This window comes from Maribacter vaceletii (assembly GCF_003634105.1).
Classification (GTDB): domain Bacteria; phylum Bacteroidota; class Bacteroidia; order Flavobacteriales; family Flavobacteriaceae; genus Maribacter_B; species Maribacter_B vaceletii.
In genome coordinates this window covers 106,502-127,469 of the sequence record NZ_RBIQ01000012.1, presented here as the reverse complement: position 1 = coordinate 127,469, position 20,968 = coordinate 106,502, and the positions used below count along the sequence as shown (strand labels likewise).

Sequence of the window (20,968 nt, the reverse complement as noted above, 5' to 3'; positions counted from 1 at the left end):
TATTTTTATACCAATAATTAATTTATTAATGATTTTTTTTCTAAAAAATTTACTATGCTTTTTGCTCGCTCAGTTATATCAAACTGTTTAACATAATTAAGTGCATTTAAAGACATTTCATTTATTTTTTCTTCACTAGATATAATTTCATTAATTGCTTCATAAATACAATCTACATCAAGCGGATCTACAAGTCTAGAAAAAGACGGATCGCATTGCACTTTAATCTCAGGGATATCAGAGGAAACTATTGGCAAACCACAAGCCATTGCTTCTACAATAGCATTACATGAACCTTCATGTAATGTTGGTAACGAAAAGAGATCGGCAGCAGACAATAGTTCTGGCACCAAGTTGGCAGGAACTCTGTCTTTAAATACAATCTTATTACTAATTAATTCCTCTGATCCACTACCTATGAATATTATGCCTATATCTTTGATGCGCTCTATAGCTTGTAATAATTTTAAAGGGCCTTTATCTGGCACAAACCGGCCAACAAAAACTATAAGTTTTTTATTTAATGGTAAATTATATTTTTTCCGCATTTCATTTTTATCTAATTTCCGAAAAATACTAAAATCTACACCATTAGGTCTCACTATTATATTATTATTAGGTACTCCCAAAGAAATTAATTTTTCTTGAATTTGAGGAGACACTGCTACAAATCCTGAAATTTCAGACAATGTTTTACTGTAAAATTCTGGTGAATAATAAGATCTTCTTACATCTATATGATAGTATTCCCCAATTGCTGTGAAAATTGGTTTATTATATATTTTCAATGCTTTTACAGCAATAAAAGCATTCGTAAAAAAATGTGCATATACAACATCAAATTCTATTTTGTTTTTTTTAACAACCCTCTTTATAGCATTTGCCTGAAACCTTTCGCCCAACCTATATGTATTAAATCCAAAAATAGATTTTGCAGAAGTAGATAAATACTTTGGCCTATATACTTTTGCTAATTCTTTACCATAAACAAAATTCTTCTTAGTTATTTTTTTAGGAACTAAATAGGTTGGTCTAATAACGGTAACCTCGTGACCAATTTTGCAAAATTGTTGTATTAATTGGTAAACAAAAGTACCGTGATACGGCATTTTATCAGTTGGGTAATTGTTTGAAATAACTAATATCTTCATTTATTTATTTATAATATTGCAGTTAATTTTATTCTCATTTGTAACAATAATTGAGCCTATTAGAAGAGCAAAAAAAATCCAAACAAAGATAATACCAATACTTCCACCTGATTTTGACATATTCATTATTATCACCATGAAAATTACCATATTAAGAGCATTCTTAGTTTGTTTAAATTCCTTAAACAAACTTGAAATTAATCTTAAAATAAATGTCATAAAAAAAACAAAACCCATTATGCCTGTTGTAACTAAAACGTAAAGAAAAACATTATGTGGTTCTATCGCTGTACCACTATATTTACGCATTTCTGGAAGTAAACCAGGTGTACCTACTCCGAAAATAAAGTTATCTTCAATTATTTGGTAAGCAGAAACCCATAAATGACCTCTTCCAGCAGTATCACCTTTATTAATAGAAAGTGTTATTCGTTTACTAAAATCTTGGTCATTAGAAATAATATAATTAAATAAATATATTGAAAAACAGAAGCCCACAATAAAAAACATTCCTTTCTTAATAATATTAACTTTTACTAAAATTGCCATAATAAATAAACCAACAACAAGAGAAAGAAGACCTCCTCTAGATCCACTTAAAATTAACAAATTAAGAATAGGAAGGCCTATTAGAACACTGTATATAATTTTAGATAATTTAAATTTTTGATTTACTAAATTAGCCGTGACAATTAAAAAAGCAATACAAGATTTCATTCCAGTTAAATTTGGATTTTCCCCAAAAATGAACAATCTACCATGTTTATGAATATCACCTATACCAAAAATTGGATTTAAAATTGAAATGGTTAAAATACTAAATACATATACCCATAATACATTTTTAAGTACTTTTTTATTGGAGGATACATGCCCAGCTATTAATACCATAAGAATTATAAGCTGAACAACTCGCAAATTAATTAAATCAGAAATTCCACTAACATACTTAGGATTAAAAGAAGTAGATATTACTCCTGCAATAACAAACAGTATTAAAGGCCATATAAACCGTTTTAATTTAAGCAAATTTATATTTGTTTTTAAAAAAGGTATTGATGAAAAAAAATAAAGAATAGTGCTTATATAAGCTATAGATATAGTACTAGCCATATGAAATGGATCCCAATACTCAAAAGTTGTAGAAAACACCAAGATATATAAAAATATATTATTTATTTTTTTTAAAGTATCTATCATTACTTTAACACCTTCTCTATTCTCATATTAATTTTGCTATTATCAAAATAGTTTACTATTTAAAATTTTAGAAATATTCTGTAAAACTACATTCGTAATACTCAAAATCCTAATTAATAAATTGATTTATTAATGAAATACACTTTCCATCGATAAATAGCATTATTATCTAATTAAAAAAATATTATATTAAATATTTTAGAAATACTAATAAAAAAATAACTATTTAAAGTACTCATTAAATTAACAAATAGTAATAGTGTAAACGAATAAGCATATAAAATATTACATTTAAACTAATTCACATAAATAACTAAGGATTAGGTATACTTATTTGTATCCTTTTTTGAATTTGGAGCAAAAAATTCTTTAACATTATTTTTAAATGTTATTTCTTTTTTTTAAAGCAATTCTATCCGCTTTTAAATAATAAATATAATCCTTATTCGATTTAATCATTTTATACTTAACTAAAATTCATGTACTAATTAATTTAAAAAATAAGTATAATACAAATGTATAACTAAAATAGGGTTATAATAGTATAAATGGAATTATCAATTCTGCATGAAAAATAAAATTTTAATAATAAACTTAAGTTAATTCTATTGGAACATATTTTCAAAGACTTACATATAATATAATATGTGTAATTGTGTTAATAGTAATACATTTGTAATGTCGTAAGACTTTTAAAACTAAAAAAACTGAAGACTTCTTTAGTAAGCAAAAACTATATGAACCCAATATCATTAGAAAACCAAAAACAAGGAACTAAAGAATGGGAATTACAAAACCCTGCTATAAATAGAGAAATTGAAGGCTACCTATCATCTACAAGTATAGATTCTGGAGAAAGCATTGATTTGTTTGTTAATACAAAAGCTAATGAATTTAGTTTTTCTCTTTATAGAATGGGTTGGTATTCTAGTAACGGAGCTCGATTAATATTAGATTCAATTTTAATAAAAGGCACCTCTCAGAAAATCCCTTTACCCGAAAAAGATACTGGTTTTATTGAATGTAATTGGATTAACCCATATACTATTAATACGTTAGAAAATTGGGTAAGTGGGGTCTATATAGGTAAACTAGAAGAATTAAAAACTAAGAAGCAAAGTTATGTAATCTTTGTGTTAAGAAACGACAAAAGAAATTCCGATATTTTGTTTCAATTACCAGTAACAACTTATCAGGCATATAATTATTGGGGAGGAAAATGCTTATACACTCATGGCAGTGGATCTGCAAAAAACTGGGGTACAATTTCTGGAAAAAAAGCAATTAAAGCCTCCTTTAATAGACCTTACGTACGCAGCAATAACCCAGATGCCGCATACGGTATGGGTGCTGGTGATTTTTTTACAAATACCAGACCAGTTACTACTCATGGCTACCCGATTAGTAGTGCTGGTTGGGATTATAATATGCTACGGTGGTTGGAAAGAAATGGGTATGACGTTAGTTATATTACCAATATTGACACACACAATTCTCCAAAATTACTAATAAAAACACCGATATTTATGTCTGTTGGACATGATGAGTATTGGAGTAAAGCAATGAGGAAAAATATCACCAGTTGTAGAGATTGTGGAGTTAATCTTACTTTTTTCTCATCTAATACTATGTACTGGCAAATACGTTTTGAAAAAAGCAAATATACAAACATAGAAAATAGTACCATTATTTGTTATAAAGAAACAGATTTAGACCCTATGAAAGGTGATAATGAAACTATTAACTTTAGTGATTTACCTTCACAAAAATCCCAAGCTAGTTTAATTGGTATTGAATATTACTTAGACCCTGTAAAAGGAGACATTACAATTACGAAGCCTAATCATTGGATTTTCAAGGGTACTAATTTAAAAAAAGGAAGTAAGCTTAAAGGCCTTTTAGGTTATGAAATAGATGGTATTTCTAAGGACTCACCGAGTAATATAGAAATTCTTGCGACAAGTAAGTGTCAACGTGTAGAAAAAAGTAACAACTGGTTTGTTATTAAATATATGCTTCAAAAAATGCACAACATTATTTGTGGTAAAATAATATCTAAACTAAGATTAAAATCAAGTCTTAATAATTATATAATTATAAGTTTAATGGTGTCAGGAATTGTTTTATTAAATTATCTTGATACTCAATTAAATCTTCCAATATCTTATATTGTTGGAATTATAACTTTTGCTGTACTTCTTTTTTGGTTTATTAAAATCAAAATTTCTGATGTATTTATTTCAAACATGACCTATTACAAATCTATAAATGGTGGTGAAGTTTTTGCTACAGGAAGTATGCAATGGTCATGGGGGCTAGATAATTTTAATGCTCCAAAATTAAGAAGTCAATACATCTCTAAAGAAACACAAATAATTACATCTAATGTTTTGCGTCACTTTGGAGCAAAAGATATTTTAAATTCAAAATAGACAAATGAACAATAAACTTAGAGTTGCTCTATTAATAGATGATTTTAATGTTCCATATTGGAAATATAAAGTTGTAGAAGATATAATAAATTCAAACCATTCTAAAGTTGTTTTGTCTATAAAAATAAATAACAAAACAAACACATCATTAAATTCTTTTAGCCTTTATAATCTATTCTGCAAAATAGAGAATGTACTTTTTAAAAAAAATATAGTAGCATTTACTATTCAATCATTAAAAAATATAATTGGAGATAATATTCTTTCACTAGAATGTGAATTTATAAATTTAAAAACATATTTTAATTCAGATGACATTACTAAAATTAAACAACAAAACATTGATGTAATACTAAGCTTAAGTGACTCTAAAGTGGGAGGAGATATTCTGAATGTTCCTAAAAATGGTCTATGGAGCTACCATCATGGTGATTATAATGTTCATAGAGGAGGACCCTCTGGTGTATGGGAGGTTATAGAAAATTGGAAAGAAACGGGAACAAGTTTTCTTAAAATTATGGAAAACCAAGAGGACAACTTAATATTATACCAATCCTATTCAACTACTAATGAATTAAGTATAAATAGAAGTAAAAATAATTATTTTTTAAATGCAATAAGCATCGCTCCTAGGGTGTTGAAAAAACTGTATAATCTAGGTGAAATTGAATTTAAAAAAGACATTCAAAAAAAGAATTTAATTCCCAATTTTTATTATAATAACAAAAAAAATCCCCCTTCTAATTTTCAAATGATAAAAGGCATTTCTATGCTTTATTTTAAATTCATTAAGAAAAAAATCAATTCCATTTTCTTTTTTGAACAATGGATTCTATTGTATAACTTTAGAAATAATAATTCTATATCAAAATCTTTCTACCAGTTTAAAAGGTTACTCCCTCCTAAAGGACGCATTTGGGGCGACCCTTTTATTCATTTTAAAAATGAAATTTATTATATTTTTTTTGAAGATATGTCAATCAAAGAAAATATAGGCAAAATTTCAGTAATAGAAATAAATGAGAAAGGTGAACATACAAATCCCCAAATAATCATTGATGAAAAATACCATCTATCTTACCCTTTCTTAATTGAAGAAAAAGATACTCTTTACATGATTCCAGAATCAGGAATGAACAGAACTATTGATATCTATAAATGCGTAGATTACCCTTATAAGTGGGAGTATTTAAAAAACCTTATGAATAACATCAATGCTAAGGATACTACCGTATTTAAATACAATGGTTTATTTTGGTTATTTACGATACTTCAAGAGCAAAAAGGGGCATCAACACAAGAGGAATTATCTCTTTTCTATTCCAATGATTTATTTACTGAAAATTGGTATCCTCATATTCAAAATCCTATTGTTTCAGATATAAAAAAAGCAAGACCTGCGGGAAATATTTTTATACATAATAATAGAATTTACAGACCAGCCCAGGACTGCTCTATACATTATGGTTATGGTATGAGGATTATGGAAATTATTTCATTAACTAAAGAAAATTATGAAGAAAAGGAAGTTCAATCAATTCATCCAAATTGGGCTAAAGATTTAATTTCTACACATACTATAAATCATTTAAATAAATTAACTGTAATAGATGCTGTTATAAAAAGAAGAAAATAACTTTAATATTTTAAATAATAAACTATTTTGATAATATCAAAATAATAAAAGCGTTAAATAATAACCAAACAATATATAAAATTTAGTGATTAACAAAACACAACCATTGGTATCCATAATAACACCCTCTTATAATTCAGAGGAGTTCATCGCTGAAACCATTAATTCAATAATTTGTCAAACCTACCCAAACTGGGAACTTATTATAATAGATGATGCTTCTATTGATAAAACAATAGATATTTTGCATGAATTTGCTAATAAAGACTCTAGAATTAAATATCTTCGGAATGAAAAAAATAGTGGTGCTGCAATTACTCGAAATAAAGGTCTAGATAATGCACAAGGACGCTTTATTGCTTTCATAGATAGCGATGATATTTGGAGTAAATCAAAGTTAGAGAAGCAAGTGAATTTTATGATAGATAATAATATTCCAATTTCATTTACTTCGTATTCTTTAATCAATGAAAAAAGTGTTTCTCTTAATAAAACAATCCGATCCGTACCATCAATTGACTATAATGGCTACTTAAAAAACACAATAATAGGAATGTCTACTGCTATGATAGATACAAATATTGTTTCCAAAGATTTTAGGTTCGTTAATATTAGAACAAGGCAAGACACTTACCTATGGATTACCCTCCTAAAAAAAGGGCATACAGCTTTTGGAATAGATGAAATATTAGCAAGTTACAGAGTTCGAAAAAGTTCTATCTCTGCTAATAAATTTAAAGCAGCTAAACGTGTCTGGTATTTATATTACAACTTAGAAAAACTAGGTTTATTAAAATCAGCATATAATTTTTCATATTACATTTTTAATGCATTAAAAAAAAGAACTTAACTAGAATAAAAACAAGCAACTAGTTTTATTAAACATCTATAATATTTGCTATACTTAACGATATTTGAATGTATTTTAACTATTTTATGAAAAACCATATCAATTAATTATAGACACCTCTTATATTTGTTATTATTTCTAAAACTACAAAACAACAATTTAATTACAATTCTGCAGTTATACTTATACATTTTGTTAAAAAAACTTTTAACCATTAAACTATATTTTTAGTAATCATGATTCCATTTTCTCCTCCTTATATAAACCAAAACGTTATCGATGAAGTAGTAGAATCACTTCAATCAGGATGGATTACGACTGGTCCTAAAGTAAAATTACTCGAACAAGAAATAGCAAAACACATTGACATACAAAACGTACTCTGTGTTAATTCTTGGACTTCTGGCGCTATTATGATTCTTCGTTGGTTAGGATTAAAAGAAGGTGATGAAGTAATAATTCCTGCTTACACTTATAGTGCAACTGCCCTTGCTGTTTTACATGCTGGAGGCAAACCTGTTATGGTTGATGTTAATGATGATTTTAATATGGACCCTAAAAAAGTAAAAGAAGCAATTACTAAACGTACAAAAGCAATAATACCTGTTGATTTTGCTGGATACCCATGCAATTACAATCAACTTAATAAGATAGCTAAGGACAAAAGTGTTAAGCAGTTATTTAATCCTACATCTAAAATACAAAAAAAAATAAATAGAATTCTAATTCTTTCGGATGCAGCTCATTCTTTAGGTGCTACATACAAAAACAAAAGTATTGGGCACTCTGCAGATATTACTATTTTCTCACTACATGCTGTAAAAAATATTACTACTGCTGAAGGAGGAGCTATTGTATTAAATATGCCTACACCTTTTTCTAATGACGATTTATATTCTGAGTTAAGAAGGATGACATTAAACTGCCAAACAAAAGATGCTTTTACAAAGTCTAAAGGCGGAAATTGGAGATATGACATTACAGGTCTTGGTATGAAAATAAATATGGCAGATATTAATGCTGCTATAGGATTAGCTCAGATTAGAGAATATCCTAAATTATTAGAGAGAAGAAAACTTATTTTCACCAAATATTTGGACGCTTTCAAAAAACTTGATTGGACTATATTACCCTCTATAAAGGATGAGGACCGAGAATCTTCATGTCATTTATTTCCTTTACGAATTAGTTCTATAACTGAAGACCAAAGAGATTTAATTATAGATGAAATATCTAAATTAGGAATTTCTGTAAACGTACATTTTATACCCTTACCCATGCTTACTTTTTTTAAAGAACTAAAATATGACATTAAAGATTACCCTCTAGCATATAAAAATTATGCCTCAGAAATAAGCTTACCCATATACCCTCAACTTAATGATAACCAAGTAGATAAAATAATACATGTTGTACTAAATAGTTACAAAAAAGTAATTCCCAACCCTATTGTTAAAACGCACTAGATAAATGGTTAAAAGAATATTTGATTTTTTTTCCTCCTTAATTGGAATTATCTTATTATTTCCTTTATTTATTATAATCTTTATTTGGGTCAAATATGATTCTATAGGAGATGTTTTTTATAAGCAAACTAGAGTTGGTATCAATAATCAAGATTTTTTGTTATATAAATTCAGAACTATGGCTGTAGGCTCCGACAAAAAAGGGCTTATTACTGTAGGTAATGATGATGTTAGAATCACAAATTCCGGAAAATTTCTTAGAAAATATAAACTTGATGAATTACCACAACTTATAAATGTTTTAAAAGGAGACATGAGTCTTGTTGGTCCTAGACCTGAAGTTCGTAAGTATGTTGATTTATATACAGAAGAACAAATGAAGGTTTTTAGAGTAAAGCCAGGAATAACAGATGTAGCATCGATTAAATATAGTAATGAAAATGAAGTTCTTAAGAACCAAACAAACCCAAATCAATATTACATTGAACAGTTAATGCCGGAAAAATTAAACTTAAATTTAGATTATATAAGCAATAGAAGTTTTTTTTCGGATTTACAAGTTATAATAAATACTTTTACTAAAATTTTAAAATAAATTGGATATATTCTAAATAAAAAAGAGCGATAAATCGCTCTATATACACCATAGAATTTTCTTAAATTAATATCTCACTATTATTTTTAGTTACAAAGAACTCTAGTTTCCAAGATTCAATTCTTTTTTTTTATACAAACTGATTATTTATATTATCAAAAATAGTATCACATGGTTATTTCTTAAGCCATAATTCTCTAAAATAGTTTGGTTTACGTTATAAAAAACTAAGACTAATCCAATAGCACTTTCCAATTCAATTTCACATGTAGTTAACTAGAAAACATTCTTCTTTGTACCATACCACATTTGCTAATCAATTTTATTAACAAAACCTATACATCATTCGTATAAGTAACATATAGTCTCAGAACAATCTCCAATGAGATCTTAAACCTAGCGAGAGTAATATTCTTAATGCTACGAAAAACCACAACTCAAAATGCACTATCTATTTCAATTTGATGACACAGTACTAAATTGGCAATTTAGCGCTTCTAAGAAATTAAATATTGTGGTATGCAAATCAATATACAAAACACTTATAATTATTATTCTAATCCTTGAAAGGATAAAAAATGGCAAGTAGAATAATATTTAACTAACAACAATTTTAAAAATCCAAAACAATAAACTCAGACCTTCTATTCACTTTATGTTTATCTTCTGGACAATAAACTCCGTCTGAACAATCATTTAATAACTTTTCTTCACCATAAGCTTGTATCTCTAATCTATCCTCAGAGACTCCTTTTTTAACTAAATAATCTTTAGTGCTTGTAACTCGCCTTTCAGATAACCATTTATTATATGTAGAAGTTCCTCTAGAATCTGTATGCGATGTTACTCTAAGGGTTAAACTTGGAAATTCATCTAATATTACTACTAAATTATTTAAAACTGTTTTAGAGCTTTTTGTTAGATAAGAGGAATTCAAATTAAAATATACATATCCTAAGTCATTAATCTTACTTTCCAATTCTTTTTTACGTTTATTATAAGCATCAACCTTTTCTTTTTCTATGGCTGCTAATCTTGCTGTTTCTTTTTCTTTCGCTAATTTTTCTGCCAGTAACATTTTTTCTTTAATTCTATTAGCATTTGCAATAGAATCCATTACACGTTGTTTTTCTTTTTCTTGAGCCTGAATAAGCGCTAATTTTTCTTCTCCTTTTTTAGATAACCCTTTCTCAATACCAAATTGATATACCACGCCTACAGCGTGTTGTAAATGATTTGTTGCACCGTTATTTCCTATTGCCCATTTACCCGAAGAACTAAAGTCTAGCCCTACCCTATCGGAAAACCAAGTTCTAAAACCTACAACAGCATTATAAGTACCTCGCCCAATATTATTAGCATCAGTATATCCTAAACCACCACCTACATAAGGATCAAACCATGCTGTTTCTCCTATCAACTTATTTAGATCATATGTAATTCTTGCATCAAAACCTAAATAATCGATATCGTCTGTAGCAACAACTCCATCAATAATTTTACCCTCTTTGTACGTATTATAAGTAGCAATTGCTGCTAAGCCTATCCCACTTTTAAAATAACGCCCTAAACTTAACCTATTAGGGTAAGGAGTACTATTCCATTCTTCATCAAAATTAAAAAGACCATCAGTAACATCTCCAGAATCATCTACAAAATTGTATCCTAATCCTAGCATCCATGAGCTTTTTACAATGCTATCTTTTTTAGTTAATTTTAATTCTTCTTGTGCAAAAATTGGTATACTTAAAAGCAGTGCAGCAATTAGTACATAGTGTTTACTATTTTTCATAATTAAGATTTTGGAACTTATAGTCCGTAAAATTATGAAAAGCAGAATGTTAGATAAAAAATAAACTTCTAACAGCAAGGATATTCGTTAGAAAGATAAACGGTAATAATAATAGATAAACAACTATTGTTTAAAGGTTATTTCTTTATCAGAAACAGGTATTTTATATATTTTAAACGGACTAACAATAGCTTTGTCCTTAGTTTTTTCTTTATTGTAAATTGTTTTTAATTGTATCTCTTCATCTGTTTCTAAAATTAATTTTAAAGCAGAAATTAAAGTATTCGGATGTTCTCCTGAACAAAGAACAACCAAAGTTTCTTTTTTAAAATCTATAGTCGGAACAGGAATTCCTGGCTTTCTGGTCTTATTAATTTTTGAAAAAAAACTTTTTAAACTTTTTTGATCTTTAATAATAAAGTTTTCTTCTTTAGTTAATCCACTATAATTATCTTCTAATAATAAAACAATAGAACCGTTAGAGGTTATCAAATTTTTCTGTCCTTTACACGATACTACAAATACTAAAAGAAGTAATACTAAATTTTTCATAAGAATATTATTTATTTTCACACCTAGTATCATATGCCCTTTGGTAAATAGCTTCATAAAGTGGCAATATATTTAAAATATCAAACTCTTCAGCTACTTTAACAGCATTTTGCTTAAATGTGTTTAACTTATCCTCATCAATTAATAACGTTATAGCATTCTCAGCCATTTCAGAAACGTTTCCAACATTACTTAAAAAACCGGTAACACCATGTTTATTAACTTCTGGAATACCTCCTGTATTACTAGATATTACAGGGACTTTATTTATCATAGCTTCTAGAGCAGCTAAACCAAAACTTTCTGTTTCTGATGGTAACAAAAACAGGTCGGAAAAACAAAGAATTTTATCAATCTCATTACTATTACCTAGAAATATTACTTTGTCTGTAATACCGTATTCTTCACATAAAGCCTCTGCTTTTACTCTTTCTGGCCCCTCACCTACCATTATTAATTTAGAAGGAACTTCTTTTTGTACTTTATTGAAAATATGAACTACATCTGGAATTCTTTTTACCTTTCTAAAATTACTAATATGCGTAATAATTTTCTCTCCTTCTTCTGCCATAGCAGTACGTTGGCAATCTGTAAAGGATGGTTTGTATTTTGTTTTGTCTATAAAATTAGGAACTACTTCTATTTCTCCTTTAATATTAAAAAGTTCTAAAGTGCTCTTTTTAAGGTTTTCTGATACAGATGTTACAACATCCGATTTATTAATACTAAAAGTAACAGCTGGCTTGTAAAAAGGGTGTTTACCAACCAAAGTAATATCTGTACCATGTAAGGTTGTAATCATTGGTAAACAAAGTCCTTCTTCTTCTAACATTTTCTTTGCCATATACCCAGCATATGCATGCGGAATAGCATAATGCACATGTAACAACTCTATACCAAAAAGTTTTACAGTATCTACTAATTTACTAGATAATGCTAATTCATAAGGTTGGTATTGGAATAAAGGATATTCTGGAACATTTACCTCATGAAAATGGATATTATTACTTAAAAGCTCTAACCTAACTGGCTGTCTATAGGTTACAAAATGTATTTCATGCCCTCTATTGGCTAATGCTATACCTAATTCTGTTGCTACAACACCACTACCTCCAAAGGTTGGGTAACATACTATTGCTATCTTCATTTTACAAAGCTAGCTATTAATTTATTATAGCATCATAAATTGCCTTCTGAATTCTTGTTCTTAACCCAGATTTAACTAAAAGTGTATTAGATGCTGTTGGATATGTTCTATTGGAAAGAAAAACGTAAACTATTTCTTCTTCGGGGTCTGCCCAAGTATAAGTACCTGTAAAACCACTATGTCCAAAGCTTTTACGAGATACACAACCACAAGTTGGCCCACTCTTTTCCAATTGCGGTTTATCAAACCCTACTCCCCTTCTAACATTTTTGTCACAAAAATAACAAGTGTTAAATTTTTTTACTGTTCTAGAGTCTAAATACCTATCTCCTCCATAATACCCGTTTTGCAAATACATTTGCATAATCTTAGCTACATCATTTGCGTTACTAAAAAGACCAGCATGTCCTCCTACACCTCCTTGCATAGCTGCTCCCATATCATGAACATAACCTTGTACTGTTTGGTATCTGTAATACGTATCTTCCTCTGATGGTACTATTTCTTTCTTAGAATGATTTTTCAATGGATTATAACCAGTTTGAAAAGCTCCAATGGGTTTATATATAAAATCTGATGCCAACTCATCTAAACCTTTACCGTAGGTGTCTTCCACATATTTTTTCATCACATAATAAGAAACATCGCTATAACGGTATCTATTAGACTTTAAATCTTGTCTTCCTATTCTATTATATATTGAATCTTTATATGCATCTGTCAAGTATAAATTATCGGCTACTTTTATAGAAAAACCCGGTAATTTTTGCTCTCTATAAAACTCTTTCGATGGTTTTCTTTTTTTATCTAATGTACTAACATAAAATGCTATCCAAGCTGGCAATCTTCCATAATGAGAAAGTGCTTTTAAAACCGTTACATTTTTAATCTCTGTATCTGCGTAAGCTGGTATTAATTCTTGAAACGTATTATTCAATTTAATTTTACCCTCTTGCTCCATTTTCATTACCATAGGTAATGTAGCTAGTATTTTAGTTACTGAAGCTAAATCATAAATATGATTAGGAGTTATTTTTTCGTTAGATTTATAAGTAGGTTTCCCATACCCTTTATTAAATATAACTTTCCCTTTTCTAGCTATTAAAACTTGAGCACCTGGAAACATTAAAGAATCTAAACCGTTTTGCACTAATTTATCTACTTCTGCTAATTTAGAAGAACTTAGCCCAACTCTTTCTGGAATACTATACCCTAATCTTTTTAAAGACTTTAACTCCACCCCACTATTAACTGGCAATGTAGTGTTTGCAGAAACTGGCAATTTCCCCTTTGCTGCTATAGCTCCAAATAGTACTTGTGCTGTTTTTTCTTGGGCCACTTTACTATTTTGATACCCAACTATAACACCATCTATAAAACTCAAATCTAAATTAAGTAGTGCATATGGTTTTGTAAATACACTTAATATTACATTAGAGCCTCTTTCTTTACTTATCTCTTGAAGAATATTCTTCTCTTTCGTAGTTAGCGAATAAGCTTTCCACGGGGTATCATTACTCCTATGGTGCCCTATAATTACTAAGTTATAAGGTTTTAATTTCTTTTTTAACGTTGCAACATCGTTTCCTTGTATAGGAATAACTTTCGCAAATTTATTAAGCTCGTTTAAAAAAGGTTTATGGTCTGCATCTCCAAACTTTATATAGGCAATTTTCTTGTTTTCGAGTTTTTTTATACCCATTAAATAAAACTTATTCTTTACAACTGTAATGGCATTCTCAATAGCCTCTTCATAAATTAAATCGTCTTCTAATGTATTTAAGTCTTTATATAAATTTTTGGTAACTATTGGTTTGTACTTATGTAAACCAACTTTATATTTTGCTAATAATATTTTCTTTACAGAATATGCCAATCTATTTTCTGAAAATTTCCCTTTATTATATGCTTTAATTAACTTCTCTTTTGCCGCTTGTACTTCTGTAGGCATTAAAAGAATATCATTCCCTGCCATAAATGCCGCTAATTCTACATCTCCTTTTTTTCCTTGCGTAGATACTCCTTTCATATTTAAAGCATCGGTAAAAACCAACCCTTTAAATTTTAATTTCTCTTTTAATATTCCTGTTATAATTTGTTCTGATAAAGAAGAAGGTAAGTTCTTTTTAATTTCTAAACTAGGCACATTTAAGTGCGCAACCATAACACTACTTAATCCTGCTTTTATAAGTTGTTTGTAGGGATATAGTTCTACACTATCTAATCTTTCTTTCGTAAAATTTATGGTAGGTAATGTTAAATGAGAATCTACAGAAGTATCTCCGTGTCCTGGAAAATGTTTGCCGCTTGATAAAACACCTGCACTTTCCATTCCTTGCATAAATGCAACACCTTTTTCCGCTACATTATATTTATCTTCTCCAAAAGAACGATTTCCTATTATAGGGTTTTGAGGATTTGTATTAATGTCTATATCTGGTGCAAAATTAATATGAACACCCATACGCTTTGCGTGCTTCCCAATTTGCTTGCCAACTTTTTCTACTATAGCATTATCTTTAATTGCTCCTAGCGTCATATTCCAAGGGAATGCGTACGTAGAATCTAAACGCATTGCTAAGCCCCATTCTGCATCCATACCAACTAATAATGGTAAATCTGAGTAGGACTGAAATTTATTGGTAAGTTTTGCTTGTTGTACTGGCCCTCCTTTTGAAAAAATAAGGCCTCCAATTTTTTCAGTTTTAATTAAGGATTTTATTTTTTCTATACTTGCTTTATCTTGGTTAGAAGCTACACTAACCATAAAAAGTTGGCCAAGCTTTTCTTCTAATGTCATCTTCTCATAGGTAAGATTTACCCACCTTTGCTGTGCCATACTATCTCTAGACACTAAAGGGTTAGATTGCCCTTGTGCATTTAAGAAATAAAGAAATAAAAGAAAAATGGTTAGATTAAAACGCATATAAAAATCGTGTATGAAAATAACTAAAAAGAATTTACATTATTGCATTTTATTCTTTTTATAAAGTAATTTTAAATAATAAAGCAAGTACTATACCAAAAGAATATTACATAAATCTACTATGCCAACTCTCGGAAGCTGGAACCTCCCAATGTTCTAGGTACTCTCCTTTATTTGCAACTAAATTATTAAACACTATAGTTTTTAAAGAAACAGCTTTATTTTTTGCCATTTTCTTAAAATCTATAAGAGGTTTATATGCTACATATTCTCCTTGTTTATAAGATACATTCATTTTATCTAGTAAAAGCACATCGTACTTTTTCTCTAGTTGCATAATAAAATGTACAGAGGCATCTATAGAGCAACCTGTAGCGGCGTTTAAAGATTGGTCTAATGCTAGAACTATAAATCTATTATACTTAATTTCAAAGCCTGCTTTTAAATCGCTTCCATGTGCTGTCCAATCCGTAATAAAAGTTTTAAAATCTTTATTTATAGCTTCTAATTCTTGTTCCGAAAAAGACCTACTACATTGGTAAATCCATACTCTAGAGGAATTAGGTAATTCTTTAAAATCTACTAGCATTTTTTATTTTAATATTATAGTTCTTCTGCAGTTGCAATTATTTCAGCAATATCCATTACTTTAACTGCATCTTCTTTTTCTTTGTTTTTTACTCCATCTGTCATCATAGTAATACAATAAGGACAGCCTGTTGCTATAATGTTTGGTTTTGTACTAAGTGCATCTTCTGTTCTTAGTACGTTAATATCTTTATCTCCTTTTTCTGGCTCTTTAAACATTTGCGCGCCTCCAGCGCCACAACATAATGCTGTTTGTTTATGCCTTTTCATTTCAATAATATCTGCGTTTGTATTTTTAAGAACTTCTCTTGGCGCAGTATACTCATTATTTGCTCTCCCTAAATAACATGGGTCGTGAAATGTAATGCGTTTTCCTTTATAAAGACTCCCTGTTACATTTAATTTTCCAGAATTGATTAAATCTTGGATAAACTGGGTATGATGTACAACTTCATAATTACCTCCTAAACCTGGATATTCATTCTTTAAACAATTATAAGAATGGGGGTCACAGGTTACTATTTTTTTTATTCCATATCCATTTAAAACTTCAATATTCATTAAAGCTTGCATTTGAAAAAGAAACTCATTTCCTGCTCGTTTAGCGACATCACCAGTGCAACTTTCTTCTGTTCCTAAAACAGCAAAATCTACATTGGCTTTATTTAAAATCTTAACAAAAGCTCTTGTTATCTTCTTTGCTCTATCATCAAAACTACCAGCAGAACCTACCCAAAACAACACTTCTGGTTGTTTGCCTTCTGCCATACATTGCCCCATTGTAGGAACCCTTAGTTTATCATTACTCATAAAATGAATGTTTTATATAAATACTCCAGTTTTCTTTAACACATAATTAAATATACTTAAAGAAAATATTTTTTAATATTTGAACCTTACCTCTTATTATTCATCTACCCAATTTAACCTATCCATTTGGTTATATGGCCAAGGTGCTCCATTATTTTCTATATTAGACATCATATTATTTAATTCTACTGGAGCTGCACTTTGTTCCATTACTAAATAACGACGCATGTCTTGAATAATTGACAATGGACTAATACTTACTGGACATTCTTCTACACATGCATTGCAAGTAGTACATGCCCATAGTTCTTCTTTAGTTATATAATCTCCTAAAAGTTGTTTACCATCCTCTACAAACACTCCTTTATTTGCATCTATATTTTTACCCACTTCTTCTAGACGATCACGAGTATCCATCATAATTTTACGAGGAGATAACTTTTTACCAGTTAAATTTGCAGGACAGGAAGAGGTACACCTACCACACTCTGTACAGGTATAAGCATTTAATAATTGTACCCAATTTAAATCTTTAACATCAGATGCTCCAAATTTCTCTGGAACTGGCGCGTCTTCTGCAGGAGCAGCAAAAGGATCAGCACTTGGATCCATCATTAATTTTACCTCTTTAGTTATAGCTTCCAAATTATTTAATTTTCCTTTTGGCTCTATACTACCATAATACGTATTAGGAAATGCTAGCAATATATGTAAATGCTTAGAGTAGTATAAATAATTTAAAAAGCATAAAATTCCAATTATATGTAACCACCACGTAGTTCTCTCTAATACTATTAGAGATGCAATAGACATATCTGAAAATAAAGATGCTATAAACTGACTTGCAGGAAAATCACCTGCTTTTGTATAATGTGGTGCATCTAATAGTTGAAGTTGGTAGTCTGCAGCATTCATAGTCAAGAACAAAGTCATTAAAACCAATTCTATATATAGTATTATATTTCCATCATTTTTAGGCCAACCCTTCATTTCAGGCTTTATAAAACGTTTTATTCTAATAATATTTCTTCTAATCCAAAAGATAACAACAGCTACAATTACTAATACTGCTAAAATCTCAAAAGAACCTATTAATAGATTGTATATACTTCCTAAGGATGCAAACACTCTATGCGTACCAAAAAGACCATCTATAATTATTTCTAAAACTTCAAGATTAATTATTATAAAACCTACATAAACAATAATATGAAGAAAACCAGCAATAGGCCTTACCACCATTTTGGTTTGACCAAGTGCTATTTTGGCCATATTTTTCCACCGTTGGGGTTTATTATCACTTACGTCTACATCTCTTCCTAGTTTTATATTTCTAGAAAGACGCAATACGTTTTTAGTAAAAAATCCAATTCCCGCAACTAAAACGATTGCGAATAAAATATTTGAAAGATATTCCATAAAAAATGTTAGTTATTCAATATTTTCCGCAGGGTCTTCCTCCGGAACGGTGTATTCTTTTTGTTTTTTTCCAAATACAGATACATTTACATATCGTTTTGGATTTAATCTAAAGTCTTGCAGTAATAAGTCTAATTCTTTAGAAGCACTATTGAGGTTCGTGTACAATTCCTCATTATTCATTAATTTCCCTAAAGTACCATCTCCTCTATCTATTTTTGCCATTAACTTATCTAAATTAGCAACTGTAGATTCTAGATTAGAAAGGGTTCTTCCTAAACCAGCATTATTTATAGAGTCTGTAATACTTGATAGATTAGAGGTGAGAGATTCAAAGTTAGTTAAAGATTCATTTAACTTACCTTCATTATTTTTTAAAATATTATTTAAGACAGATGCACTTCCATTTAAACTAACCATAAGATCACTTAAACCAGCGATAGCAGTTTGTAAATCTTTTTTTGTTTTTTTATCTAAAACTTTATTTACGTTTAACAAAACAGAATCTGCATCTGTTACAGCAGATTCAAACTTTTTAAATAATGGCGTTAATTTTTGCTGTGCAAGTTCTGTTAAACCTGGTCTTGTTTCTGTTGTTAAAGTATCTCCTGTTTTAGCTATAGGGGCATCATCAAAAACTGGAATTATTTGTAACCCTTTACCTCCTATTATTCCTGTATCATAAAGTTCTGCCCTACTATTCCTAGAAAAACTAAAGTCTTTATTAACCGTAAATGTTACTAATAAATTACCCATCCCATCTTTAAATTGAATGTCATTTACTGTTCCTACCGAAAAACCATTAATAGAGACCGGTGTTCCTGGCTGTAAACCCCCTACATGAGGATAAATCGCATACATTTTATTACTATTATCAAAAAGCGGTGTAGATTTTAAATAACTAAATCCCATTATAAATAATAGAATACCTCCAATAACAATTATTCCTGTTTTAATTTCTCTAGATAGTTTCAAGCAAATGTGTTTTGGGTTCCTAACAAAATTAAAAATATTTTTTGATGTTAGCTATTTTTATTCAGATATGTATGCAAGTGCTTTTTCTACAGGAATACGAACTCCGTCTTTATAGGCTACAATATAAGAGCTGGTGTACCCCTTTAAATCTGCATTTTTCTTTAATAATTTTACTTTTTGATAGGATTCTGTATTCCCATACATATATCTAAATAAACTTTTAACAGGTTCTTTAGATAAATCATTTAATCCATTAAAATTTTCTGCTTCTAAAGCTATATTCTTTCCACTGGCTAGTAGTTGCACTTTAAAAATAATATCATAATTCTTTTTAACTACTACTGGTTTAGGAGTTTCTATTTCTTTTTTTACCTCTGGAATTTCTTTTTCTTCTACTTTTGTTCTTACTCCAGATGATGACCTAATAACTTCTTTTGTTGGCTTAACAATCTCTTTTTCTTTTACCTCTGCAACTTCCTCTTTGTTAACAACAATAGGTTCTTTTTTATTTTCTACTTTAGGCACTACCTTTTCTACAACTTTTTTAGGCTCCTCTATTACTTTTTCTTTTTCAATAGGAACAGGAGGATTTTTTATTGGTGTAGAACCAATTGCATTATTTTTTGAAGTTTTAGATGGCACTTGTTCTTTATACTTAATAATTGCAGAAGCTATTGCCGAACCTATTTTAGACTGCCCTTGTTTAGAATTTAAGTAAGCCCCTTCCTCTTTATTAGTTAAAAAACCTGTTTCTACTAAAACACTTGGCATAAAAGTTTGGTGCAACACTATAAAGCCAGCCTGTTTAACTTTACGGTCGTTCCTTTTTAATTTAACAGAGAAATTTTCTTGCATAATTTTTGCTAATGCAATACTCTGGTCTAAAAATTCTTCCTGCATTATAGTTAACCCTATTACAGATTCTGGAGAGTTAATATCGTAATTAGCATATCTAGTCTCGTAATTATCTTCTAAATATATTACGGAGTTTTCCTTTTTAGCTATTTCAAAGTTTTGTTTGTTAGCATGTAGCCCTAAAACAAAAGTTCCTGCACCATGTGCATCAGAAGTATGAGAATCACAGTGTACGGATACAAAGAGGTCCGCATTCGCTTTATTAGCTATCTCTCCACGAACAAATAAATCTATAAAAGTATCATCTTTTCTAGTGTATATTACTTTAATATCTTTATTCTGCTCTAAAATAGCTCCTACCTTTAAAACAATATTTAATGCAATATTTTTCTCTAAATATCCATTTCCTAAATTCCCAGGATCATGCCCACCATGCCCCGCATCTAAAACTATTACAAATGGGTCTTCCTCTTGTAAAACCTCAGTAAATAAGGCATAAGAAGAAAAAGAAAAGCACAGAAAAGCTATTGGTAAAAGAAAAAATAATTTAAATTTCATATTTGTATTCTAATTA

Annotated in this window: 16 protein-coding genes; 5 read left to right on the top strand and 11 right to left on the bottom strand. The window is 29.2% G+C overall.

Annotated elements, in window-relative coordinates; genetic code table 11:
• Nucleotides 1–17: 17 nt before the first annotated feature.
• Nucleotides 18–1,151 carry a glycosyltransferase family 4 protein gene (locus CLV91_RS15535; protein ID WP_121069148.1) on the bottom strand — a complete coding sequence of 378 codons (1,134 nt, stop codon included), beginning with the start codon at nucleotides 1,149–1,151 and terminating at the stop codon, nucleotides 18–20.
• Nucleotides 1,152–2,351: an O-antigen ligase family protein gene (locus tag CLV91_RS15530; RefSeq protein ID WP_121069147.1), complete on the bottom strand. Its 1,200-nt coding sequence runs from the start codon at nucleotides 2,349–2,351 to the stop codon at nucleotides 1,152–1,154.
• A 737-nt stretch (nucleotides 2,352–3,088) separates the two neighbouring features.
• Here CLV91_RS15530 and CLV91_RS15525 point away from each other — a divergent pair.
• From CLV91_RS15525 to CLV91_RS15505, 5 genes are all read left to right on the top strand, one after another.
• Complete coding sequence (locus CLV91_RS15525; protein ID WP_121069146.1) at nucleotides 3,089–4,783, top strand: N,N-dimethylformamidase beta subunit family domain-containing protein; 1,695 nt, start codon at nucleotides 3,089–3,091, stop codon at nucleotides 4,781–4,783.
• A 4-nt stretch (nucleotides 4,784–4,787) separates the two neighbouring features.
• A complete protein-coding gene (locus tag CLV91_RS15520; RefSeq protein ID WP_121069145.1) occupies nucleotides 4,788–6,419 on the top strand; it encodes a glucosamine inositolphosphorylceramide transferase family protein in 1,632 nt (543 codons plus the stop codon).
• Between the two features lie 85 nt (nucleotides 6,420–6,504).
• Nucleotides 6,505–7,269, top strand: a complete 765-nt coding sequence (locus CLV91_RS15515; protein WP_211333232.1) for a glycosyltransferase family 2 protein — start codon at nucleotides 6,505–6,507, stop codon at nucleotides 7,267–7,269.
• Nucleotides 7,270–7,505: 236 nt separating this feature from the next.
• The gene (locus CLV91_RS15510; RefSeq protein ID WP_211333231.1) at nucleotides 7,506–8,735 is read left to right on the top strand and encodes a DegT/DnrJ/EryC1/StrS family aminotransferase; all 1,230 of its coding nucleotides are present in this window, start codon (nucleotides 7,506–7,508) and stop codon (nucleotides 8,733–8,735) included.
• Between the two features lie 4 nt (nucleotides 8,736–8,739).
• Nucleotides 8,740–9,330: a sugar transferase gene (locus CLV91_RS15505; RefSeq protein WP_121069143.1), complete on the top strand. Its 591-nt coding sequence runs from the start codon at nucleotides 8,740–8,742 to the stop codon at nucleotides 9,328–9,330.
• Between the two features lie 613 nt (nucleotides 9,331–9,943).
• Here CLV91_RS15505 and CLV91_RS15500 read toward each other — a convergent pair.
• From CLV91_RS15500 to CLV91_RS15460, 9 genes are all read right to left on the bottom strand, one after another.
• The gene (locus CLV91_RS15500) at nucleotides 9,944–11,122 is read right to left on the bottom strand and encodes an OmpA family protein (RefSeq protein ID WP_121069142.1); all 1,179 of its coding nucleotides are present in this window, start codon (nucleotides 11,120–11,122) and stop codon (nucleotides 9,944–9,946) included.
• Between the two features lie 123 nt (nucleotides 11,123–11,245).
• Nucleotides 11,246–11,674 carry a hypothetical protein gene (locus CLV91_RS15495; RefSeq protein ID WP_147406430.1) on the bottom strand — a complete coding sequence of 143 codons (429 nt, stop codon included), beginning with the start codon at nucleotides 11,672–11,674 and terminating at the stop codon, nucleotides 11,246–11,248.
• 7 nt (nucleotides 11,675–11,681) lie between these two features.
• Complete coding sequence (gene bshA / locus CLV91_RS15490) at nucleotides 11,682–12,821, bottom strand: N-acetyl-alpha-D-glucosaminyl L-malate synthase BshA (RefSeq protein ID WP_121069140.1); 1,140 nt, start codon at nucleotides 12,819–12,821, stop codon at nucleotides 11,682–11,684.
• Between the two features lie 16 nt (nucleotides 12,822–12,837).
• Nucleotides 12,838–15,747, bottom strand: a complete 2,910-nt coding sequence (locus CLV91_RS15485) for a glycoside hydrolase family 3 N-terminal domain-containing protein (RefSeq protein WP_121069139.1) — start codon at nucleotides 15,745–15,747, stop codon at nucleotides 12,838–12,840.
• Nucleotides 15,748–15,853: 106 nt separating this feature from the next.
• The gene (locus tag CLV91_RS15480) at nucleotides 15,854–16,336 is read right to left on the bottom strand and encodes an ABC transporter ATPase (RefSeq protein ID WP_121069138.1); all 483 of its coding nucleotides are present in this window, start codon (nucleotides 16,334–16,336) and stop codon (nucleotides 15,854–15,856) included.
• Between the two features lie 14 nt (nucleotides 16,337–16,350).
• Complete coding sequence (locus CLV91_RS15475; RefSeq protein WP_121069137.1) at nucleotides 16,351–17,145, bottom strand: (Fe-S)-binding protein; 795 nt, start codon at nucleotides 17,143–17,145, stop codon at nucleotides 16,351–16,353.
• A 96-nt stretch (nucleotides 17,146–17,241) separates the two neighbouring features.
• A complete protein-coding gene (locus CLV91_RS15470) occupies nucleotides 17,242–18,564 on the bottom strand; it encodes a (Fe-S)-binding protein (protein ID WP_121069136.1) in 1,323 nt (440 codons plus the stop codon).
• 12 nt (nucleotides 18,565–18,576) lie between these two features.
• Nucleotides 18,577–19,539, bottom strand: a complete 963-nt coding sequence (locus CLV91_RS15465) for an MlaD family protein (protein WP_121069135.1) — start codon at nucleotides 19,537–19,539, stop codon at nucleotides 18,577–18,579.
• A 57-nt stretch (nucleotides 19,540–19,596) separates the two neighbouring features.
• Nucleotides 19,597–20,952, bottom strand: coding sequence for an N-acetylmuramoyl-L-alanine amidase family protein (locus tag CLV91_RS15460; RefSeq protein ID WP_121069134.1), 1,356 nt, complete (start codon nucleotides 20,950–20,952; stop codon nucleotides 19,597–19,599).
• Nucleotides 20,953–20,968: the final 16 nt, after the last annotated feature.